Raw genomic sequence first — 22,131 nt, forward strand, 5'->3', positions numbered from 1 at the left:
CGGCGGCCTCGCCCCGCCGCGACGCCGCTCGGGCGATAATCCGCCGATGAAACTTCTGGCCTTCGAAACCTCCACCGAAGCCTGTTCGGTCGCCCTGTGGCTGGACGGCGAGGTGCGCGAACGCTTCGAACTGGCGCCGCGCCGCCATGCCGAACTGTCCCTGCCCTGGGCCGAGGCCCTGTTGGCCGAGGCCGGCATCGCCCGCAGCGAACTCGATGCGATCGCGCTCGGCCGCGGCCCCGGCGCGTTCACCGGCGTGCGCCTGGCGATCGCCGTCGCCCAGGGCATCGCCCTGGCGCTGGACCGCCCGCTGCTGCCGGTGTCGACCCTGGCGACTTTGGCCCTGCGCGCGCCGGCCACGGCGGGCGAGGGCGCGCCGCGACGGGTCTATGCGGCGATCGACGCGCGCATGGGCGAGGTCTATACCGGCGCGTTCGAGCTGCGCGACGGCGAGGCGGTCGCGCTCGACGGCGAGCGCGTCTGCGCGCCGGACCAGGCGGTCGTGCCCGGCGGCGACCCGGGTTGGCTCGGCGTCGGCACCGGTTTCGCCGCTGCCGACGGCGCGCTGGCCCAGCGCCTGGCGCCACGTTTCGACGCGATCGACGCGCAGGCCCTGCCGCACGCCGCCGACCTGGCCCGGCTCGCCGCCGCCGCCTACGCGCGCGGCGAAGCGGTCGCGCCGGAAAAGGTCGAGCCGGCCTACCTGCGCAACAACGTCGCCCTGACCATCGCCGAGCAGGCGGCGTTGCGCAGTCGCGGCGGGTGAGGCCGCACCGCCCTCGAAGGAGAACGAACATGTCGCGCAGCACCGTATGGACGATGGCGCTGATCGCCTGCGCCGCGCCGGCCTGGGGCCAAGCCGAAACCCGCGCCGAAGTCTGGCAGGGCGAGGTCGGCAAGCTGCCGGTGGTGGTCGAGTTGAGCGGCGAGCACACGCTCGATGGCCAGTACTTCTACCGCAAGCATCTGCGCGACCTGGAATTGCAGGGCGTGCGCGACGGCAGCGGCGTGCACCTGCAGGTGCGCGACCGCGACGACCGCATCACCGAGCGCTGGGAGCTGCGCGAACGCGGCGGCGCGCTGGAGGGGCAATGGCGGGCCGGCAAGCGCAGCCTGCCGGTGCGCCTGCAACGGGTCGACCTGGCCGCGCTGCGCGCCGGCAAGAACGGCGAGCGCTACGACCGCGCCGGCGCCCAGGCCGGCGCCTACGATGCCTTGCGCCTGAGCGAGCTGAGCCTGCAGCCGGGACGCAGCGAGGATTTCCAGGGCCATCGGCTGCAATGGTGGAGCGAGCCGCGCAGCGGCATGGACTTGTTCACGGTCGAGTCCGGCTACGACGAGGCCACCCGTTCGCGTTTGAACCGGATCCTGCGCCAGCGCCTGTGGCGTTCGGCGCTCGACGCGCTGCAATGCCGCTCGGCCGAGAACAGCGATTTCGAACAGAGCGTGACGCCGCGCCTGCTCGACCGCCGCTTCCTCAGCGTCAGCCTGATGAGCAGCTACTACTGCGGCGGCGCGCATCCGGACTTCGGCGATGCGCCGCTCAACCTGGACGTGCGCGACGGCCGCGAGCTGGATCTGCAGGACGTGCTCTGGCTCGGCAAGGGCCGGCCGCCGGCCGCCGAGGCCGAGCGCCGCGACTACGACGACCCCGAGTACCAGCGTTTGCGCGACTACCGCGACAACACCCTGGCGCCGTGGATCGTCGCCACCCTGGACAAGCTGCGGCCGCAGGACATGGCGGCGCCGGCGAAGCCGGACGAGGGCTGCGATTACCGCGATACCCAGGTCTGGAACCTGCCGATCTGGCACCTGCGGCCGGAAGGGCTGTATCTCGGGCCGTACTTCGCCCGCGTCGCGCGCGCTTGCGAATATCCAGAGTGGTCGGTGATTCCCTGGCCGCAGGTCGAACGTCATCCGGGCGCGGCGCTGAAGGCGAAGTAAGCCTTCCGGGCATGCCGTCGATGACGGTGTCGGAGCATGAAGTCAGAACGCGAAATCGGAACGCGAACTCGGAGCGGACCATGCAAGCCAGGCATTGGATGCTGTTGTTGGCGACAGTTGCGGCGCAGCCCGGGTTCGCGGCGCGGGCGGAGGCGCCGCCGGCGCGGGTCATGACGGTCGCGACCGCGTCCGGCGCGAGCTGGAGCGGGCTGGTTCACCAGCGCCAGCGGCTCGGCGAACGCTGGGTGCTGAGCTTGAAGCGCGCGCAGGGCCTGCGCATCGACGGCCGGCCGATCGACGCGCCGGTCGGCGCGGACGCCTTCGCCGAAGCGCTGGACGCCGGCCTGCGTGCGGTCGCCGACAGCGGCGGCGCGGTCGACGCGATCCAGGTCGATGCCTTCCTGGTGCGCGAAACGCGCGCGGACTGGATCGCGGCGGTCCGGCGCGCGGCGGGACGGCAGACCGGCATGGTCGGCGCGCGACCCGCGGTCGATCGCGCGGTGTGGCTGGCCTTGCGCGACACGGCCCAGGTCCGCCAGGCCTGCGTCGTCGCCCAGCGCCACGGCTGGCGTTGCGCCGAACCGGCGGTCGCGACCGATCCGGTCGTCTATCGCCCCGGTTTCGTCGGCCAATCGTGGCGGCGGGTGGCGTCCGACGCCGACGCCGGCCTGGCCGAGACGATGTGGTTCGAGATCGTGCTGAGCCGCGTGCCTTCATCGCCGGGCCGGCTGCCGGGAGAATGACTTTGCCCGGATCGGAAGCCGACGATGCGGTCCGGGCGGTCCATCCGGTCCAACTGATCGCGCAAGGGCGGCGCGTATGGCTGGCCTGGCAGTCCTGCGACGCGCCGGAGCAGGCCTTGCTCAAGGGGTGCAGCGGTGTGCTGTGGGCGCCGACCCAATCGGGCTTGATCGAGCTGTGTCGGGCCGTGCGCGAGCCTCTGCGGATCGAGGACGAGACCACGTTCGACTTCGATGCCGTGCTGGCCGGATTGATCGCCCGGGCGCCGCTCGGCGGCGAAAGGGTCATCGATTGCTGGAATCTGGCGCTCGATCTGCGCACCAGCCTGGAACCCGGCCTGCAGGCCTCGCTGGCCATCGACGAGCCTGGCTACTGGGACAGCTACGACCGATTCTTTTCCCTGACCTCGGCCGGCGAAATGATCGATTTCGAGCCTTGCGAACCCGGTGACGCGGATTTCGACCGCGCCGCGGAAGTGTTGTCGAGCGCGATGGTGCTGCTGCTGGCCTTGACCGAAGGGCGTGCGGCGCGCGGCCTGTCGTGAGGGGCGGTCGCGCCTGCCGGGCTTACTCGTCGACCAGCGCCCCAGCCGGCAGGAAATTCCAGGTCCGGGTCACGTGCAGGATGTCCGGATCTTCTTCGGTCTTGGGCAGGGGCGGGTAGGGCTCGGCCAGGCGGGCGATGCGCAGGGCCGAGGCGTCGAGCAGGGCGATGCCGCTGCTGCGGATGATGTCGGCGCGCTCGACGCTGCCGTTGCGGCGCACCGCGACGCTGATCACCACCTGGCCGGCGAGGCGGCGGCGGCGGGCTTCGTCGGGGTAGTTGAGGTTGCCGACCCGTTCGACCCGGTCGACCCACTCGCGCAGGTAGCCGGCCCAGGCGTACTCGGTGGTGCTGGCGGAGACGAATTTGCGCGTCGGCCGCTTGGCGTAGCGTTCCGAGCGCATGTGGATCTCGGCGGCCAGGCGCGCCATCTCGATGTCGTGCTCGATCTTGCGCTCGCCCGGCGGCAGCGGCCGTTCGGCCGGGGTCGGGGTATTGCGGTCGCGCGGGGCGACGGTTTCGCCGCGGGTGCTGCTGACCACCCGCGCCACCGGCTGCGGCTGCGCGCTCGGCGACTGCGCGCGCAGCGCCATCTGCGCTACCCCCGCCTCGGCCTGCGGCGCCGGGCCGGACTGGTTGTCGCGCGGGCGGGTGCTCTTGTCGTGCTCGCCGCCGCCCTGGTTGTTGGCCTGGGCCAGGAAATCGGCCTGCTTGGGCGTCAGCGCGGTCTGGGTCTGGGTCAGGATCACGTCCAGGGTCGGCACCACCGGCGCAGCCTGTTCCAGGGTGTAGCCGACCCCGAGCAGGAGGATGCCGTGGACCAGCACCGACAGGACCATGGTCGCGCCGAAGCGCTGCGGCTCGCCTAGGCCGGTGCCGGGAAGCGTGGGGGCGGCGACGCTCATGCGGCGCGGGCGGCGGCCACGCGCGATTCGATCGCGTCGAACAACAGGCCGGCGATGTTGAGGCCGAACTGGGCGTCGAGCTCGCGGATGCAGGTCGGCGAGGTGACGTTGAGCTCGGTCATGTAGTCGCCGATCACGTCCAGGCCGACGAACAGCATGCCGCGCCGCTTCATCTCCGGGCCGACCTGGGCCGCGATCCAGCGGTCGCGCTCGCTCAGCGGCCGGCCGCAGCCTAGGCCGCCGGCGGCGAGGTTGCCGCGGAACTCGTCGCCCTGCGGAATCCGCGCCAGGGCGTAGTCGACCGGCACCCCGTCGACCAGCAGGATGCGCTTGTCGCCGTCGCTGATCTCCGGCAGGTACTTCTGCGCCATGGTCAGGTGGCGGCCGCCCTCGGTCAGGGTCTCCAGGATCACGTTGACGTTCGGCTCGCCGGCGCTGAGCCGGAAGATCGAGCGCCCGCCCATGCCGTCCAGCGGCTTGAGCACCGCCTGCTGGTGGAAGGCCAGGAATTCCTTCAGCTCGGCCGCGCTGCGGGTGACCAGGGTCGCCGCGCAGCACTGCGGGAACAGCAGCGCAGCCAGCTTCTCGTTGTAGTCGCGCAGGCCCTGCGGATCGTTGACCACGAAGGCGCCGGCGCGCTGGGCGATGCTGAGGATCTGGGTGTCGTGCAGGTACTCGGCGTCGACCGGCGGGTCCTTGCGCATCAGCACGATGTGGCGGCCATCCAGTTCAATATGTGACCAGGATCCCAGTTTGTACCAGCCGTCGGCCTCGTCGCGGACCTGCAAGGCCGCCACCTTGGCCATCGCATGCCCGCCGTGCAGGCTCAAACCGCCCGGCTGGACATACCACAGACGATGTCCGCGGCGCTGCGCTTCCAGTAGCATTGCGAATGTCGAGTCCTTGGCGATCTTGATCGACCCGATCGGGTCCATCACGACGACGATGTCCAACGGCATGGGAACGAAATCCTGAAAGATTGACGGCGATGGTAGCAGGGAGGTCGCCGGTATCTGTCATGATGTTGGGGTCGGAAACGGTCGCGCTGCGTCCATTTTCGACACGCGGCGATCAGGCCACCGCGCCATGCGACCCGACGACGATACGCCGGCCGACGGAAGCGGCTGGACCGGTAGCGGGCGGCGCGCAGGGGACTGGGGTCCGGACCTTAACCGGTCACGAAAACGCCGCGTATTCAGCTTTCCAGGCACGGAATGCGCGCTTGACAGCCTGCGTGCGGCTTGGAATAAAGACGGCTTCGCGGCGCCTGGGGAAAACAAGGCGTTCGCAATGGGGGATACAAAGAATGCTCGACGAGGTTCGTAGCGGCAGCCTCGATGGTCTCAGGGTCATGGTGATCGACGATTCCAAGACCATCCGTCGAACCGCCGAGACGCTGTTGAAACGCGAAGGATGCGAGGTGGTCACGGCCATCGACGGATTCGAAGCGTTGGCCAAGATCGCCGATCAGCAGCCGCAAATCATTTTCGTGGATATCATGATGCCGCGTCTGGACGGTTATCAGACGTGCGCGCTCATCAAGAACAACCAATTGTTCAAGGGCACGCCGGTCATCATGCTGTCGTCCAAAGACGGCCTGTTCGACAAGGCCCGGGGCCGCATCGTCGGTTCCGAGCAATACCTGACCAAGCCATTCACGCGCGAGGAGCTCCTCGACGCGATTCGCAAGCACGTACACGCCTGACCGGGGGGTAGGGCACAGCATGGCACGCATCCTGCTTATCGAGGATTCGCCGACGGATACGGCGGTCCTGACCCAGTTGCTCAAGCGCAACGGGCATGAGGTTTCAACCGCAGGAAGCGCAGAGGACGGCATCGAAGCGTGCAAGCGCGAGTTGCCGGACCTGGTGATGATGGACGTGGTGCTGCCGGGCATGAACGGGTTCCAGGCTACGCGCGCGCTCAGCCGCGACGCGCAGACCAGCGCGATCCCGGTTCTGATCGTCAGCACCAAGGGCATGGAGACCGACCGCGCCTGGGGCATGCGCCAGGGCGCCCGCGACTACATCGTCAAGCCGCCGCGCGAAGACGAGCTGATCGCACGCATCAACGCACTACTTGCCGGGTAACAGAGACGATGACGTTCAAGCCGCCGTTCGATGTGCTGACCGATTACGAGCGCCGCAGCCTGGCGCACGTGCCCGGCCTGCCCGAACAGCTCGATGCGCCCGGCCTGTGGCGCGGCGTCGGCTACCGCATCGGCACGCGGCGGCTGGCGTCCACCTTCTCCGAGGTGGTCGAAATCCTGTCGCTGCCGCAGCTCACCCACGTGCCCGGTTCGCAGCCGTGGATGCTGGGCCTGGCCAACGTGCGCGGCAGCCTGCTGCCGATCGTCGACCTCAAGCAGTTCCTCGAGGGCGAGCGCACGGTGCTGCACGAGAGCCAGCGCGTGCTGCTGGTGCGCCAGCCCGGCGGCGACGTCGCGGTGCTGATCGACGAGCTCTACGGCCAGCGCAGCTTCAACGAAACCCAGCAGGTCGCAGTGGAAGACGTCGCCGAACAGGGGTTCGCCGACGGCCGCTACGCCCATTTCATCGACCGGGCCTACCGCCTGGACGATCAGCCGTGGGGCATCTTCAGCCTCGAACGGCTGGCCCGCACGCCCGAATTCCGACAAGCAGCGGCCTGAAGCCGCTCTCCAATCAGCCCGTAATTAGCCAGTACACCGAGGTTCGCGAACCATGAGCACTGTGATGGACAACGCCGGCAAGAGCCGCCTTCTGGGCGCCAATACCTGGCTGATCGTGCTGGGCATATCGGTGCTGGTGTTCGGTCTCAATACAGGCTATGCGACCTGGAAAGCGGCGCGCCTGGGCGGCGCCAGCTCGGCCGCGTCGAGCCTGCAGGTCAACTCGCAGAAGCTCGCGGTGCAGGGGCGCGAGGCGGTCGGCGGCAACAAGGACGCCTTCACCGAATTCAAGAAGACCAAGTCGGCCATCGACGGCGACATCCGGCAGCTCAACGACAACTTCGGCAGCACCGCCGGCGTGTCGGGCCCGATCGAGACGGTGACCAACGGCTGGGAGCCGATGGGCAAGAGCGCCGACCAGGTGATCGCCTCGGAGAAGGCGGTGCTGGCCCTGGCCGGCAACGCCGACAGCTTCTCCAGCCGCGTGCCGCAGCTGCAGGCGCGCCTGGACGAACTGGTCCGGGCGATGTCGGCCTCCGGCTCGCCGTCCTCGCAGGTCTACATCGCCCTGCGCCAGGTGGTGCTGTCGGCGACCATGGCCCGCCGAATCACCGAAATCCGCGCCGGCGGCAGCGGCGCCGGCATGGCCGGCGAAGCCCTGGTCCGCGACGCGACCGTGTTCGGCAACGTCCTCACAGGCCTGCGCAAGGGCGACGCCTCGTTCGGCGTGACCGCGCTGTCCAACGGCGGCGCGCTCGCCGCGCTGGGCCAGGCCGAGGCGCTGTGGCTGGAAATGAAGAAGGACCTGGACGCCATCTCGGCCAGCTCGAAGGAGCTGTTCCAGGCCCAGGCCGCGGCCGAATCGATCACCGGCGGCTCGGAAAAGCTGCTCGGCGAGAGCGAGACGCTGTTCAGCGCCTTCACCGCCTTCGGCTCGCTGCGCGACAAGAGCTTCTTCGGCAACATCTGGCTGTCGATCGTCTCCGGTCTGGCCGCGCTGGTCGCCATCGCCGGCTTGCTGTTCTCGCTGAACTACGCCCAGCAGCGCCGCTACCAGACCACCAAGGAACTCAACGACCGTAACCAGGAGGCGATCATGCGCCTGCTGGACGAAATGGGTTCGCTCGCGGAAGGCGACCTGACGGTGAAGGCGACGGTCACCGAAGACATGACCGGCGCGATCGCCGACTCGATCAACTTCGCCGTCGAGCAGCTGCGCAGCCTGGTGCAGACGATCACCGACACCTCGGTGCAGGTGGCGTCCAGCGCCCAGGAGACCCAGGCCACCGCGATGCACCTGGCCGAAGCGGCGGAACATCAGGCCCAGGAGATCAACTCGGCCTCCGACCGCATCAGCGAAATCGCGGCCTCGATCGACCAGGTCTCGAAGAACTCGGCCGAATCGGCGGACGTGGCGCAGCGCTCGGTGCAGATCGCGACCAAGGGCGCCGGCGTGGTGCGGCAGACGATTCAGGGCATGGACTCGATCCGCGACCAGATCCAGGAAACCTCGAAGCGAATCAAGCGACTGGGCGAAAGCTCGCAGGAAATCGGCTCGATCGTCGAACTGATCAACGACATTTCCGAACAGACCAACATCCTGGCGCTCAACGCGGCGATTCAGGCCGCCTCGGCCGGCGAAGCGGGCCGCGGCTTCGCGGTCGTGGCCGACGAAGTGCAGCGACTCGCGGAACGCGCGTCCAACGCAACCAAGCGAATCGAGACGCTGGTCCAGACAATTCAGTCCGACACCAACGAAGCTGTCAGCTCGATGGAGCAGACGACCTCCGAAGTGGTCGCGGGCGCACGACTGGCCGAGGACGCGGGTACCGCGCTGGGCGAGATCGAAAAGGTGTCGTCGGACTTGTCGAACCTCATTCAGGGCATTTCCAGCGCCGCGCAGCAGCAGTCCAGCGCGGCCTCGAACATCACCCAGACGATGAACACGATTCAGCAGATCACCTCGCAGACCTCGCAGGGCGCCAACCAGACGGCGGCGTCGATCGGAAACCTGGCGCAGCTGGCGGCCGACCTGCGCCGTTCGGTCGCCGACTTCAAGCTGCCGGCCTGATCGGGGCCGGACGCTACGGCTCAGGCATTGCGGTTCGAGACGGATCAAAAGAAGGGTTGTACCGAGGATGAAGCTTCCGACACATCGCTGGCCGAGCCAGGAGACGGGTCTGCAGAACCCCGCTGACGGGCGGGTGTGGGCATGACCGCGTTGCGCGAAGCGATCGACACCACCACGCTGGGCTGGATCAAGCCCGAGCTGGACGAGACCTTGCGCCAGGCGCGCCAGGAGATCGAAGCGTTCGCCGAAGAACCCGGCGACGCTGCGCGCATGCGGGTGTGCGCGAACCATCTGCACCAGGTGCACGGCACCTTGCGCATGGTCGAGCTGTACGCCCCGGCGATGGTGGCCGAGGAAATGGAGCGGCTGGCGATCGCCCTGCAGCAGGGCCAGGTCGCCGACCGCGACGAGGCCTGCGCGGCGCTGATGCGCGGCGTGGTCTTGCTGCCCGACTACCTGGAACGCCTGCAAGGCGGTCACCGCGATATTCCGATCGTGCTGCTGCCGCTGTTGAACGAACTGCGCGCGACCCGCGGCGAGTCCGGCCTCAGCGAGAGCGTGCTGTTCGCGCCCAATCTGGATCGGCCGCTGCCGGCGCATCTGCCGCCGCCGTTGCCGGTCGCGGCCGCCGCCGGCCGCAACGCCAGCGCGCCGCACCTGGCCGCGCTGCGCGACGCCCTGGCCGCCTGGCCGGAAGAGGGCGCGCCGGCCCATCCGAACCAACTGGCTTCGGCCATCGACGGCCTGCTCGCCGACGTGGTGCTGGAGCCGGTGCGGCGCATGCTGTGGGTCGCCTCGTCGGTGGCCCATGCCGTGCGCGACGGCGCGCTGGAACCGACCCGCGCCCTGCGCCAGGCCTTCGGCGGCGTCGAGCGCGAAGCGCGCCAGCTGCTGTCCGACGACGGCTTCAGCGCGCCGCGCGGCGAGCCCGCGGCCGAACCGACCCGGCAGCTGCTGTACCACGTCGCCCATAGCGACGGCCGCCATCCGGCCCTGGACGACCTGCGCCAGACCTTCGAACTCGCCGCGCACCTGCCCAGCGAATCCGAACTCGAACACGCCCGCGGCAGCCTCAGCGGCCGCAACCGTGCCCTGCTCGACACCGTCGCCGCGGCGATCAAGGAAGACCTGCTGCGGGTCAAGGACGCGCTCGACCTGCATCTGCGCACCAACCAGACCGATCCGGGCGAGCTGCGGCCGCAGGTCGAGGCCCTGGCCCGGGTCAGCGACACCCTCGGCATGATGGGCCTGGGCATGGCCCGCACCGTCGTACTGCAGCAGCGCGACGCGATGAACGAGATCGTCGACGGCCGCCGCGCCGCCGACGAAGGCACCCTGCTCGATGTCGCCGGCGCCCTGCTGTACGTCGATGCCTCGCTGGACGACCAGGTCACCCGCCTGGGCCTGCCCGACGAGCGCGGCGACGAGGACCTGCTGGCCGGCGAGGCGCGCAAGGTGCTCGACGTGGTCGCGCGCGAAGCCATCGCCAATTTCGGCGACGCTCGCCAGGCCTTCGTCGCCTTCGTCGAGACCAAGTGGGACCACGAAGAACTCAACGAAGTGCCGCGCGTGCTCGACGAAGTCGCCGGCGCCTTGCGCATGATCGAGCTGCCGCTGGCGGCCGATTACCTGACCGGCATCAAGCGCTACACCGAAGTCGAACTGATCGGCCGCCGCCGCGTGCCCAGCGGCCAGCAGCTCGACACTCTCGCCGACGCCCTGGCGAGCCTGGAGTACTACCTCGAAGCGCTGCGCGAGCAGCGCCCGAACCGCGACGACATCCTCGACATCGCCCGCCAGAGCCTGGAAGCGCTGCGCTACTGGCCGCTGCCGGACGTGATCCGGGTCGAAGCCCCGGCGCTCGCGCCGGTCGAGGCGACGCCGGCTGCCGCCGCATCCGTCGCGCTCGCGCAGGACCCGGCCGCCGAGGCGCAAGACAGCGTCCGGACCGACGCCGTTGCCGCCGATCCGGCGCCGAACCTCGATGCGAGCGGGTTCGCCGCCGTCGCTGACGGCACTGCCCGGGACGAGGTCGCGGCGCAGGCCGCCAGCGTCGAATCCGCTGCGCAAGCGGTGGCCGAAACGCCGGCCGTCGAAACCTCGATCGTCGCAAGCTTGGCCGCCGAAGCTGCTGCGGTCGAAGCTCCTGCCGTCGAAGCCGCTGCGGTCCAGACCGCATCGATCGACGCGGGTTCGGTCGCAACCGGCGCCGCCGAGCCCGCGCTCGCGGCGACCCCGGTCTACGGCGGTTTCGAACAGGTCGACGATATCGACGACGAGGTTCGCGAGATCTTCCTCGAAGAGTTCGAGGAAGAGATCGGCAACCTCGACCAGTTGCTGCCGGCCTGGCGCGAAGCGCCGGAAGACCTGGCGCGGGTGCAGCCGGTGCGGCGCGTGTTCCACACCCTCAAGGGCAGCGGCCGCCTGGTCGGCGCCAAGACCCTGGGCGAGTTCAGCTGGAAGATCGAGAACCTGCTCAATCGCGTGCGCGAGCACGGCCGCGCCTCCAGCCCGGAAGTGATCGACCTGGTCGAGCACGCGCATCGCGCCCTGCCGGGCTTCTACGCCGCGCTGCGCAACGAAGCCCCGCTCAGCATCGACGTGTCCGGCCTGGAAGCGCACGCCGATCTGCTCGCCAGCGGCGAGGAAGCCTTCTACCAGCCTCCGCAGCCCGTCGTCGCGGCGCCGGCCGAGCCGGAAGCGGTCGCCGACGCCGAAGCGCCGAAGCCGATCGTCGACGGTCCCTACGTGCCGGCCGCGGTCGACCCGGTGCTGCTGGAGATCCTGGACGGCGAAGTCGCCGGCCACCTGGTCACCATCGAAGCCTGGCTCAACGCATCGCAGACCCAGCCGCAGCGCGCCAGCGATGCGCTGCAGCGCTCGATCCATACCTTGAACGGCGCGTTCGCGATGACCGAAGTGCCGGTCATCACCGACGTCACCGCGCCGACCGAAGCCTACGTCAAGCGCCTGCTCGCCAGCGGCGCGCCGGCCAGCGCCGAAGGCGTGGCCGCGCTGGGCGCGGTCGCCGCGGCGATCCGGGTGACGGTGCAGGCGTTGAAGTCGCCGGCCCCGCACGTACCGCTGTTCGTCGGCCTGCCCGAGCGCATCGAAGCGCTGCGCGACAGCCTGCCGGATGCGCGCGCGCCGATCGTCGTCGACGACGAGATCGATGCCGCGATCGACAACGATGCCGACGCCGACGCGTCGACCGAACTGACCGCGGTGCACGACCTCAGCGCCTTCGGCGAGGACGCGCCGGCGCAGGAAACGAAGCAGGACGAGCCCGAACTCGCCGAGTCGTCGGTCGCCAACGGCATCGACCTGGACCTGGACGATTCCGCGCTGGAAATCGGCCTGGACCGCCTGCCGGGCGAGTTCGATCCGATCACTGCCCGCGCCCTGGGCCTGGTCGGCGGCAGTTCCATCGCCGCCGCCGAAGCGCAGCGCGTGGAAGCCGAGCGCCTGGCCGCGGAACGGGCCGAAGCCGAACGCCTGGCTGCGGAACGCGCCGAAGTCGAGCGCCTGGAAGCCGAACGCCTCGCCGCCGAACAGGCCGAGGCCGCACGTCTCGCGGCCGAACAAGCCGAAGCCGAGCGCCTGGAAGCCGAACGCGTCGCGGCCGAACTGGCCGAGGCCGAGCGTCTGGCCGCCGAGCAGGCCGAAGCCGAGCGTCTGGAAGCCGAACGTGTCGCGGCCGAACAGGCCGAGGCCGAGCGTCTGGCCGCCACGCGTTCGGCTTCCAGGCGCTCGGCTTCGGCCTGCTCGGCGGCCAGACGCTCGGCCTCGGCCTGCTCGGCGGCGAGACGTTCGGCCTCAAGACGTTCGGCTTCGGCTTGTTCCGTCGCCAGGCGCTCGGCTTCGGCCTGTTCGGCGGCGAGGCGTTCGGCTTCCAGGCGTTCGGTTTCGGCGCGTTCCGCAGCCAGGCGTTCGGCTTCGGCCCGTTCCGCGGCCAGGCGCTCGGCTTCCACGCGCTGCGCTTCGGCGGCGGCGATGGAACTGCCGCCGACCAGGCCCAGGGCGCGGGCAGTGATCGGATCGAACTCGCCCGGCAGGCGGTCCAGGCCGATTTCCAGCGCGGAATCGTCCAGGTCCAGGTCGATGCCGTTGGCGACCGACGACTCGGCGAGTTCGGGCTCGTCCTGCTTCGTTTCCTGCGCCGGCGCGTCCTCGCCGAAGGCGCTGAGGTCGTGCACCGCGGTCAGTTCGGTCGACGCGTCGGCGCAGGAAACGAAGCAGGACGAGCCCGAACTCGCCGAGTCGTCGGTCGCCAACGGCATCGACCTGGACCTGGACGATTCCGCGCTGGAAATCGGCCTGGACCGCCTGCCGGGCGAGTTCGATCCGATCACTGCCCGCGCCCTGGGCCTGGTCGGCGGCAGTTCCATCGCCGCCGCCGAAGCGCAGCGCGTGGAAGCCGAGCGCCTGGCCGCGGAACGGGCCGAAGCCGAACGCCTGGCTGCGGAACGCGCCGAAGCCGAGCGCCTGGAAGCCGAACGCGTCGCCGCCGAGCAGGCCGAGGCCGAGCGTCTGGCCGCCGAACAGGCCGAAGCCGAACGTCTGGAATACGAACGCCTGGAAGCCGAATACGCCCAGGCCGAAGCGCCGGCGCAGGATTCGTTCGCGGCCGCCGATGCGGTCGAGGCGCCGGCCGCCGGATCCGTCGCCGTCGCTGGCGCGAGCGGCGCTTCGCTGCTGGCCGCGTTCGACGCCGATCCGGATCCGGACGAGGCGCTGGATCTGAGCGAACTCGACCCCGAACTGGTCGACATTTTCGTCGAGGAAGGCGGCGACCTGCTCGACCACTCCGACGGTCTGCTGGCGCAACTGCGCGAAACCCCGAGCGAGCGCGAGCCGCTGGTCGGCCTGCAGCGCGACCTGCATACCCTCAAGGGCGGCGCGCGCATGGCCGGCATCATGGCCGTGGGCGAACTCGGCCACGTCATGGAGTCGCTGCTCGAGTCGGTGGTCGACCACCGCACCGAACTCGGCCGCGACGGCATCGTCCTGCTCGAGCGCGGTTTCGACCGCCTGCATGCGATGGTCACCCGGGTCGGCGCGCGCCGCGCGCTGGCCATGCCGGCGACCCTGATCGCCGCCTTCGACGCGCGTTCGCGCGGCGAAGCCCTGCCGTTCCTGGCCGCAGCCGTCGCCGAACCGGCGCGCGCGAGCGCGCCGGCGGCGCAGCCCGCGCAGCCGGCGATCGAGGGCGGCCTCAAGCCGCTGTCGGCGCCGATCAGCGAAGCGCCGCTCAACGACGACGACGACATCGGCGTGCGCGCGCCGCAGGAGCAGGTGCGCATCCGCGCCGACCTGCTCGACCGTCTGGTCAACTACGCCGGCGAAGTCGCGATCTATCGCGCCCGTCTGGAGCAGCAGCTGGGCGCGTTCCGCGGCGCGATCGCGGAAATGGCCCAGACCAACCTGCGCATGCGCGACCAGCTGCGCCGCCTGGAAATCGAGACCGAAGCGCAGATCATCGCCCGCTACCAGCGCGAGGGCGAGGCCGGCGACCAGGCCTTCGATCCGCTGGAACTGGACCGCTTCTCGACCCTGCAGCAGCTGTCGCGCGCGCTGACCGAATCGGCGGCCGACCAGACCAGCCTGCAGAACACCCTCGACGACCTCACCCGTCAGTACGAAACCCTGCTGCTGCAGCAGTCGCGAGTCAGCTCGGAACTGCAGGAAGGCCTCATGCGCACGCGCATGGTGCCGTTCGACACCCTGCTGCCGCGTTTGCGCCGCGTGGTCCGCCAGGCCTCCAGCGAGCTCGGCAAGCAGGTCGCGCTGAAGCTGGAAGGCACCCAGGGCGAACTCGACCGCAACGTGCTCGAACGCATGACCGCGCCGCTGGAGCACATGCTGCGCAACGCGGTCGCGCACGGCCTGGAGCGGCCGGAGCAGCGCCGCGCCGCCGGCAAGGCGGACGAAGGCACGGTGCGCATCGCGGTGCGCCGCGAAGGTTCCGAAGTCGTGCTGGAAGTGGCCGACGACGGCGCCGGCCTGGACCGCGCGGCGATCCGCCGCCGCGGCGAAGAGCGCGGCCTGATCCGCAGCGATGCGGTGCTGTCCGACGCCGACCTGGACGCGCTGATCCTGGAGCCGGGCTTCTCCACCGCCGACGAGGTCAGCCGTCTGGCCGGCCGCGGCGTCGGCATGGACGTGGTCGCCAGCGAAGTGCGCCAGCTCGGCGGCACCCTCGACATCCATTCCCGCCCCGGCCTGGGCGTGCATTTCACCCTGCGCCTGCCGCAGACCCTGGCGGTCACCCAGGCGGTGTTCGTGCGCATCGGCGACTCCACCTTCGCCGTGCCGATCGCCTCGGTGCGCGGCGTCGGCCGGCTCTCGCGCGAACTGCTCGAGCAGGGCGAGGTGGCCTACCGCTACGGCGGCGAGGACTACCCGGTCCACGACCTGGGCCTGCTGGTCGGCCATGCGCCGGCCAAGGCCGAAGGCCAGCTGCAGATGCCGCTGCTGCTGATCCGCTCGGGCGACCTGCGCGCCGCGGTGTCGGTCGACCAGGTGGTCGGCAACCGCGAAATCGTGGTCAAGCCGGTCGGTCCGCAGGTGGCTTCGGTGCCGGGCATCTTCGGCGCGACCATCATGGGCGACGGCCGCGTGGTGGTGATCCTCGACGTCGCGCCGCTGGTGCGCCGCCGCACCGTGCTGCTGCAGGACTTCGCTCAGGCCGCGGCGCCGCCGCCGGCTCCGGCCGAACACCGCCGCGTGCCGCTGGTGATGGTGGTCGACGACTCGGTCACCATGCGCAAGGTCACCGGCCGCGTGCTGGAACGCCACAACTTCGAGGTCATGACCGCGAAGGACGGCGTCGATGCGCTCGAGCGCATGGCCGAGCGCGTGCCCGACCTGATGCTGCTCGACATCGAAATGCCGCGCATGGACGGCTACGAGCTGGCCACCCAGATGAAGGCCGACGCGCGCATGCGCGAGGTGCCGATCGTGATGATCACCTCGCGTACCGGCGAGAAGCACCGCCAGCGTGCGTTCGAGATCGGCGTCGAGCGCTACCTCGGCAAGCCCTACCAGGAACCGGAATTGATCCGTAACGTGTACGAACTGCTTGGAATTTCCCGTAGTCATGGCTGAAGCAGAACGTCGCGTAGCGTTGTTGGCGCGGGCCGGCGTGGCCCGCGACCGTTTGCGCAGTGCGCTCGGCGATGCCGGCGCGAACCTGGTGCTGGAAGGCGATCCGACCTCGCTGGATCCGGCCGCGCTCGACGCGGCCGACCCGGACGTGGTCGTGGTCGTGCTCGATCCCGCCACCGAGGATGCGCTGGACCGGTTCGAGGCAGTGCTGGTCGATCCGTCGATCGAGGTGCTGTTCGAAGAAGCCGAGCTGACCGTGGCCCGCGAGGGCTGGGACGAAGCGCGCTGGGCGCGCCATCTGGCCGCCAAGCTGCACCGGCACGACGACGTGCTGCCGCCCGGGCGCGAGCCCGAGCCGGAGCCCGAGCCGATGTTCTCCGCCGACGCTTTCCAGCGTCCGAGCTCGCCGGCCTCGGCCCTGGCCCAGGACGTGCAGACGATCGACTTCGATCCGGCGTCCAGCGAGATGTCGCAGGATCCCTCGGCGTTCATCGCCGCCGAGCAGATCGGCGAACTGTCGCGGCTGGCTCCGCCGCCGCGCGCTAGCGAAGCGCCGGCGGACGATGCATCGGATCTGCCGGCCGCCGAGCCGGCGGGCGAATTCGACATCGGCCGCCTGACCCTGGAAGCGATCGAGACCCAGTCCGCCGTGCCGGGCCAGCCGAAGCCGTACGTGGGCGAGCCGGAATGGAACGACCAGCGGATCGATGCCGGCCAGATCGAGGTCGAGTACCTCGATGAGGGCCTCAGCGATGCCGGGCTCGCCGAATCGAAGTTCGGCGAGCTGGAGCTTGCCGATCTTGAGCAGGCCGATCTGGGGCAGGCCGATCTTGAGCAGACTGATCCGGAGCGCATCGACGCCGGGCAGGCGCCGGTCGCCGACACGCCGCTGGAACTGGACGACATCGGCGACATCGCCGCCTGGCAGCCGCCCAGCCATCGCCTGGACGACGAACTGGTCGATCTGGACCGCAAGTTCGCCGACGCCGGCACCTCGATCGAGCTGGAAGAGGACGCGCACTCGGCGTCGTCCGCCGCCTCCGGCGCGGTCGCGCCGATCGATTTCGACGACGGCCGCGGCGGCGATGCCGGCGCCGAAGCCCAGTCCTTCGCCGGCGGTTTCGACTTCGATTTCGCCGCCGACCCGCTGCCGCTGGAAAAGGCCGCCGCACCGCCGCCGCCGGCGGTGCCGGACTGGTCCTTCAGCGACGAGGCCAGCCTGATCGGCGCGGCCAGCGGCCAGTCGCCGGCGCCGACCGCGCCGGGCCTGGACGCGCACGATCTGGAAGAGATCGAGCGACGCATTTCCGGCCTGGAACTGGTCGACGACCGCGCTCCGGTATCGACCCGCAGCGGTGCGGTGCTGGTGTTGGCCGGCATCGGCGGCCCCGACGCGGTGCGCCAGCTGCTCGGCGCGCTGCCGGAGAACTTCGGTCGCCCGGTGCTGGTCCAGCAACGCCTCGACGGCGGCCGCTACGACCGCCTGGTGGCGCAGATGCAGCGCGCGACGCCGGTGCTGGTCAAGCTCGCCGAACCCGGCGCGCGCACCATCGACGGGGTGATCTACATCCTGCCGGCCGGCGTCGGCGTGGATGCCGGCGACAGCGGCATCCAGTTCGTCGAGGACGGCGGCGAGGTGCTGGACGCCTTGCCGGCCGCGGACAGCGCCGTGCTGTTGTTCAGCGGCGCCGATCCGGCCCAGGTCGACCCGGCGATGAAGCTGGCCGTGCACGGCGCATTGGTGCTCGGCCAGGCGCCGGACGGTTGCTACGACGCGGCGGCTGCGGCCGCGGCGATCGCGCGCGGCGCCGGCCAGGGCCAGCCGGCCGAGCTGGCGGCCAAGCTGGCCGCGCGCTGGTCGACCCGCAGCCCGCTGTAAAGAAAGCGCCGCGCGCCGCTGCGGCGGCGCTCGGCGACGCCGCGGCCTCGGGCCGCGGCCCGCATCAACTTCCGGCAGCATCCCGCTGCCGCAGCAGCACCGTAAGGCCGCGCGATCCGCGGCGAGGACGCGAGCGATGTCGAACGACGACCAGCAACACCCGGCCACCGAAAGCGCAAGCCAGGCCGACATCCGCGGCGTGTTGATCCAGGTGGCCGGCGCGCGTCTGCTGCTGCCCAACGCGACCATCGCCGAGGTGTTGTCGTACGCGCCGCCGGCGCCGGTCGAAGGCGCGCCGCGCTGGTTGCTGGGCCGGATCCGCTGGCGCGGCTGGCAGCTGCCGTTGATCGCGTTCGGCGAACTGTCCGGGCTGGCCTCCGAACAGGGCGGCCTGGGCAGCAAGGTGGTCGTGCTCAAGGCGCTCAGCGCGGCCTCGCGCCTGCCTTACTTCGCCCTGCTGACCCAGGGCTTCCCGCGCCTGGTGACGGTGTCGAGCCAGACCTTGCTGGTCGACGGGGTCGAAGACGAAATCCTCCCGCACGGCGTGCAGGCGCGCGTGCTGCTCAACGACGACCGCGCCCTGCTGCCCGACCTGGAAGCGGTCGAGGCCTTGATCGGCGAAGCGCTCGCGCAGGCGGCGTGAACCGCGACGCCGCGCAGGCGCAGCCAGCGAGCGCGCCCAAGCGCTACGCCTCGGTCGATGCGCTGCGCGGCCTGACCGTCGCGGCGATGCTGCTGGTCAACAATCCAGGCGACTGGAGCCATGTCTACGCGCCGCTGCTGCACGCGCAATGGCACGGCTTCACTCCGACCGACCTGGTGTTCCCGATGTTTTTGTTCATCGTCGGGGTATCGATTTCGCTTGCGCTGATGCCGCGACGCGAAGCCGGCGCCGCACCGGCGACGTTGTTGCGTCCTGCGCTGTGGCGAGCCGCGCGCATCGTCGGCCTGGGCCTGCTGCTGCACCTGTGCGCGATGTGGGCGACCGGGCACGAGGCCTTGCGCCTGCCCGGCGTGCTGCAGCGGATCGGCCTGTGTTTCGCCGCAGCGGCGCTGATCGCGCTGTATCTGCCGGCGCGAGCGCAATGGCTCGGCTTCGCGGCCTTGCTCGGCGGCTATGCCTGGCTGCTCGCCGGAGGCGGCAGCTATGCGCCGTTCGAGAACATCGCCAGTCGCCTCGACTATGCGTTGTTCGGCGTCCACGTGTACCAGATCGATCCGGCCAGCGGCCGCGGCCACGATCCCGAAGGCCTGGTCTCGACCCTGGGCGCCCTGGCCACCACCGTGCTCGGCCTGCGCGCCGGCGATTGGCTGCGCCACGGCGATCTGCGCGCCCTGTTGGCGGCCGGCGCGTTGGCGCTGGCTGCGGGCTGGGTGCTGGGGCAGTGGCAGCCGATCAACAAGAACCTGTGGACCCCGGCCTACGTGCTGTGGGCCGGCGGCTGGTCGTGCTGGATCCTGGCCCTGTGCCACTGCCTGATCGACGTGCGCGGTTGGCCGCCGCTGGGGCGCAGCTTCGGCGTCAACGCGATCGCCGCCTACGCCGGCTCGGCCCTGCTGCTGTACGCGTTGATCGGGCTGGGCTGGTTGGAACCGATCTACCGCCACGGCTTCGCCGACTGGATGACGCCGCGCTTCGGGCCGTACCTGCCGTCGTTGGCCTTCGCCCTGGTCTTCGTCGCGCTGTGGTGGGGCGTGGTGACCGTACTCGACCGGCGCCGGATCTATTTCAAGATCTGAGTGCAGCTGCCGGTGGGTTGCGGCAGACGGCGACCGCGATAGCCTCGGCGACAGCGACAGCGACAGCGACAGCGACAGCGACAGCAACAGCGACAGCAACAGCAACAGCAACAGCAACAGCAAATCCCCCGCGCCCGCTGCGCAGGCGCCGCCCCCTTTTTCAAAGGGGGCAACAGCCGTTCGCCGCGTTGCCGTTGCCTCCTTTCAGTGGGGGCAACAGCCGTTCGCCGCGTTGCCGTTCCCTCCCTTCAAAGGGGGAAACAGCAGTTCGCCGCGTTGCGGTTCCCCCCTTTGAAAAAGGGGGGCTAGGGGGGATTTGCTTTTCGCTCTCCAGCGCGACGAAAGCTCGTCCCCGACTGTTCGCTCATAGGCCGCCTGCCGAGTCGGCAAACCGCTCCGAGCGGTTCAAGCCAGATCGCCGAACCGCGCCTGCAGCGCCGCGATCGCGGCCAGGCCGGCGGTTTCGGTGCGCAGGATGCGCGGCCCCAGGCGCAGGCCCTGGAACCCGGCGTCGCGCAGTTGCTGGCGGTCCAGCGGCGACCAGCCGCCTTCCGGGCCGATCGCCAGGACCACCGGCGCGGACAGGTCGACCGCGAGCGTGGCGAAGGCCAGTTCGCCCTCGGGGTCCAGGATCAGGCGCAGCCCGCCCGGAGACAGCGCCGCCAGGGTCGCCGCCAGCGCGCGCGGCGCGGCGACCTGCGGCACGCGCGCGCGGCCGCTTTGTTCGCAGGCCGAGGCGACCACGCTGCGCCAATGCGTCAGGCGTTTCTCCGCGCGCGCCTCGTCGAGCTTGACCTCGCTGCGCTGCGACCACAGCGGCTGCACCTGGGCCACGCCGAGCTCGGTCGCTTTCTGCAGGATCAGGTCCATCTTCTCGCCGCGGGCGATGCCCTGCAGCAGCACCAACTGCAGCGGCGATTCGCGCTCGACCGCTTGCACCGACTCGATCGCCACCCGCAGCTCGCGCTTGCCCAGCGCGACAATGCGGCCGTGGTAGTCGTTGCCGTCGCCGTTGAACAGCACGCAGGCATCGCCGACCTGATGCCGCAGCACCCGCGCCAAATGGGTGGCCGGCGCTTCCGGCAGCACGATCTCGCGGCCGGCGCCCAGATCGGCGTCGACATGGACTCGGGTCAGGCGCATGCGGCGGCCTCCTGCACGGCGTGGTCGATCGCCTCGCGGGTAGTGCGGGCGAGCAGCTCCAGCGCTTCTTCGTCGATCGAGTACGGCGGCATCCAGTACAGGGTGTCGCCGAGCGGGCGCAGCAGCACGCCGCGTTCGAGCGCGGCGCGGTAGGCGCGCAGGCCGATCCGCGCCGCCGGGTCGAACGGGCTGCGCTTGTCGCCGCCGCGGGTCAGCTCGAAGGCGACGATCATGCCGGCCTGGCGCACGTCGGCGACCTGCGGATGGCCGGCGAACTCGGCCGCGGCGCGGGCCATGCGCGCGGCGATGGCGCGGTTGCGCACCACCACGTCGTCGTCGCGGAAGATGTCCAGCGTGGCCAGCGCCGCGGCGCAGGCCAGCGGATTGCCGGTGTAGCTGTGCGAATGCAGGAAGGCGCGTTCGCGCGAGTCGTCGAGGAAGCCGTCGTAGATCGATTGGGTGGTCAGCACCGCCGCCAGCGGCAGCGCGCCGCCGGTCAGGCCCTTGGACAGGCACAGCAGGTCCGGCATGACCCCGGCCTGTTCGCTCGCGAACATCGTGCCGGTGCGGCCGAAGCCGACCGCGATCTCGTCGGCGATCAGGAACACCCCGTGCGCGTCGCACAGCTCGCGCGCCAGGCGCAGATAGGACGGGTCGTGCATGCGCATGCCGCCGGCGCACTGCACCCGCGGCTCCAGGATCAGCGCGCAGACTTCGCCGGCATGGCGTTCGAGCAGATCGCGCAAAGCCGCGGCGGCGACCTGGGCGCGTTCGGCCGGGCTCTGGCCCGGCTCGGCCAGGTAGGCGTCCGGCGATGGCGCGAACAGGGCCTCGGCCAGCAGCGGCGCGTAGATGCGCCGGTACAGCGGGATATCGCCGACCGCCAGCGCGCCCAGGGTCTCGCCGTGGTAGCCGTTCTCCAGGGCGATGAACTTGGTCCGACCCTCGACGCCGCGGTTGCGGAACCAGTGGAAGGCCATCTTCAGCGCCACCTCGACCCCGGCCGAGCCGTTGTCGGCGTAGAACACCTTGCTCAGCGGCGCGCGCCCGTCCTGGCGCGGCGCGATCGCCAGCAGGCGCTCGGCCAGTTCCACCGCCGGCGCATGCGAGCAGCCGGCCAGGATCACGTGTTCCAGGGTACGCGCCTGGGTCGCGATGGCCTCGGCGATGCGCGGCTCGGCGTGGCCGAACAGGTTGGTCCACCAACTGGAAATCGCATCCAGATAGCGGCGCCCGTCGCGACCGATCAGCCACGGGCCGCGGCCGCTGGCGATCGGCAGCAAGGGCAGGGTGTGGGGGTGTTCGCGCATCTGGGTGCAGGGGTGCCACAGCACCGCCAGATCGCGTTCGCGCCAGGCCTGCGCCGCGTCGGCGGCGCCCGGCTCTGTTAGCATCGTGGGGTCGTGAG

General features: G+C 70.5%; 16 protein-coding genes. 12 read left to right on the forward strand and 4 right to left on the reverse strand.

Annotated elements, in window-relative coordinates:
* Positions 1 to 46: 46 nt before the first annotated feature.
* The 4 genes from tsaB (at position 47) to K4L06_RS11315 (ending at position 3,229) form a co-directional block, all read left to right on the forward strand.
* Positions 47 to 766, forward strand: a complete 720-nt coding sequence (gene tsaB, locus K4L06_RS11300; protein WP_221671481.1) for a tRNA (adenosine(37)-N6)-threonylcarbamoyltransferase complex dimerization subunit type 1 TsaB — start codon at positions 47 to 49, stop codon at positions 764 to 766.
* 29 nt (positions 767 to 795) lie between these two features.
* On the forward strand, positions 796 to 1,944 hold the full coding sequence (locus K4L06_RS11305) for a hypothetical protein (RefSeq protein ID WP_221671482.1): 1,149 nt from the start codon (positions 796 to 798) through the stop codon (positions 1,942 to 1,944).
* Positions 1,945 to 2,024: 80 nt separating this feature from the next.
* Complete coding sequence (locus K4L06_RS11310; protein ID WP_221671483.1) at positions 2,025 to 2,687, forward strand: hypothetical protein; 663 nt, start codon at positions 2,025 to 2,027, stop codon at positions 2,685 to 2,687.
* Positions 2,684 to 3,229 (forward strand): hypothetical protein, encoded by a 546-nt coding sequence (locus tag K4L06_RS11315; protein ID WP_221671484.1) that lies wholly within the window; start codon positions 2,684 to 2,686, stop codon positions 3,227 to 3,229. The genes K4L06_RS11310 and K4L06_RS11315 overlap by 4 nt, the downstream gene beginning before the upstream one ends.
* A gap of 22 nt (positions 3,230 to 3,251) precedes the next feature.
* On the opposite strand, the gene K4L06_RS11320 is transcribed toward K4L06_RS11315, so the two are convergent.
* Both K4L06_RS11320 and gshB read right to left on the reverse strand, forming a co-directional pair.
* Entirely contained in the window at positions 3,252 to 4,133 is an 882-nt protein-coding gene (locus tag K4L06_RS11320) for an energy transducer TonB (protein WP_221671485.1), read from the reverse strand.
* The gene (gene gshB, locus K4L06_RS11325; protein WP_221671486.1) at positions 4,130 to 5,092 is read right to left on the reverse strand and encodes a glutathione synthase; all 963 of its coding nucleotides are present in this window, start codon (positions 5,090 to 5,092) and stop codon (positions 4,130 to 4,132) included. The genes K4L06_RS11320 and gshB overlap by 4 nt, the downstream gene beginning before the upstream one ends.
* A gap of 347 nt (positions 5,093 to 5,439) precedes the next feature.
* On the opposite strand from gshB, the gene pilG reads away from it, so the two are divergent.
* The 8 genes from pilG (at position 5,440) to K4L06_RS11365 (ending at position 19,580) form a co-directional block, all read left to right on the forward strand.
* A complete protein-coding gene (gene pilG / locus K4L06_RS11330; protein ID WP_031372856.1) occupies positions 5,440 to 5,838 on the forward strand; it encodes a twitching motility response regulator PilG in 399 nt (132 codons plus the stop codon).
* A 19-nt stretch (positions 5,839 to 5,857) separates the two neighbouring features.
* Complete coding sequence (locus K4L06_RS11335) at positions 5,858 to 6,223, forward strand: response regulator (protein ID WP_064747629.1); 366 nt, start codon at positions 5,858 to 5,860, stop codon at positions 6,221 to 6,223.
* Between the two features lie 8 nt (positions 6,224 to 6,231).
* Positions 6,232 to 6,783, forward strand: coding sequence for a chemotaxis protein CheW (locus K4L06_RS11340; protein ID WP_221671487.1), 552 nt, complete (start codon positions 6,232 to 6,234; stop codon positions 6,781 to 6,783).
* Between the two features lie 52 nt (positions 6,784 to 6,835).
* The gene (locus tag K4L06_RS11345) at positions 6,836 to 8,854 is read left to right on the forward strand and encodes a methyl-accepting chemotaxis protein (RefSeq protein ID WP_221671488.1); all 2,019 of its coding nucleotides are present in this window, start codon (positions 6,836 to 6,838) and stop codon (positions 8,852 to 8,854) included.
* Positions 8,855 to 8,995: 141 nt separating this feature from the next.
* Positions 8,996 to 15,961 carry an Hpt domain-containing protein gene (locus K4L06_RS11350; RefSeq protein ID WP_221671489.1) on the forward strand — a complete coding sequence of 2,322 codons (6,966 nt, stop codon included), beginning with the start codon at positions 8,996 to 8,998 and terminating at the stop codon, positions 15,959 to 15,961.
* Positions 15,954 to 17,840 carry a chemotaxis protein CheB gene (locus K4L06_RS11355; protein WP_221671490.1) on the forward strand — a complete coding sequence of 629 codons (1,887 nt, stop codon included), beginning with the start codon at positions 15,954 to 15,956 and terminating at the stop codon, positions 17,838 to 17,840. The genes K4L06_RS11350 and K4L06_RS11355 overlap by 8 nt, the downstream gene beginning before the upstream one ends.
* 136 nt (positions 17,841 to 17,976) lie before the next feature.
* Positions 17,977 to 18,483, forward strand: a complete 507-nt coding sequence (locus K4L06_RS11360; protein WP_221671491.1) for a chemotaxis protein CheW — start codon at positions 17,977 to 17,979, stop codon at positions 18,481 to 18,483.
* Positions 18,480 to 19,580, forward strand: a complete 1,101-nt coding sequence (locus K4L06_RS11365; protein ID WP_343225754.1) for a heparan-alpha-glucosaminide N-acetyltransferase domain-containing protein — start codon at positions 18,480 to 18,482, stop codon at positions 19,578 to 19,580. The genes K4L06_RS11360 and K4L06_RS11365 overlap by 4 nt, the downstream gene beginning before the upstream one ends.
* Positions 19,581 to 19,985: 405 nt before the next feature.
* Here K4L06_RS11365 and K4L06_RS11370 read toward each other — a convergent pair whose 3' ends face one another.
* Both K4L06_RS11370 and bioA read right to left on the reverse strand, forming a co-directional pair.
* The gene (locus K4L06_RS11370) at positions 19,986 to 20,723 is read right to left on the reverse strand and encodes a 16S rRNA (uracil(1498)-N(3))-methyltransferase (RefSeq protein ID WP_221671492.1); all 738 of its coding nucleotides are present in this window, start codon (positions 20,721 to 20,723) and stop codon (positions 19,986 to 19,988) included.
* Complete coding sequence (bioA, locus tag K4L06_RS11375; protein WP_221673604.1) at positions 20,714 to 22,117, reverse strand: adenosylmethionine--8-amino-7-oxononanoate transaminase; 1,404 nt, start codon at positions 22,115 to 22,117, stop codon at positions 20,714 to 20,716. The genes K4L06_RS11370 and bioA overlap by 10 nt, the downstream gene beginning before the upstream one ends.
* Between the last annotated feature and the right edge of the window lie 14 nt (positions 22,118 to 22,131).

The organism is Lysobacter sp. BMK333-48F3 (genome assembly GCF_019733395.1).
Classification (GTDB): domain Bacteria; phylum Pseudomonadota; class Gammaproteobacteria; order Xanthomonadales; family Xanthomonadaceae; genus Lysobacter.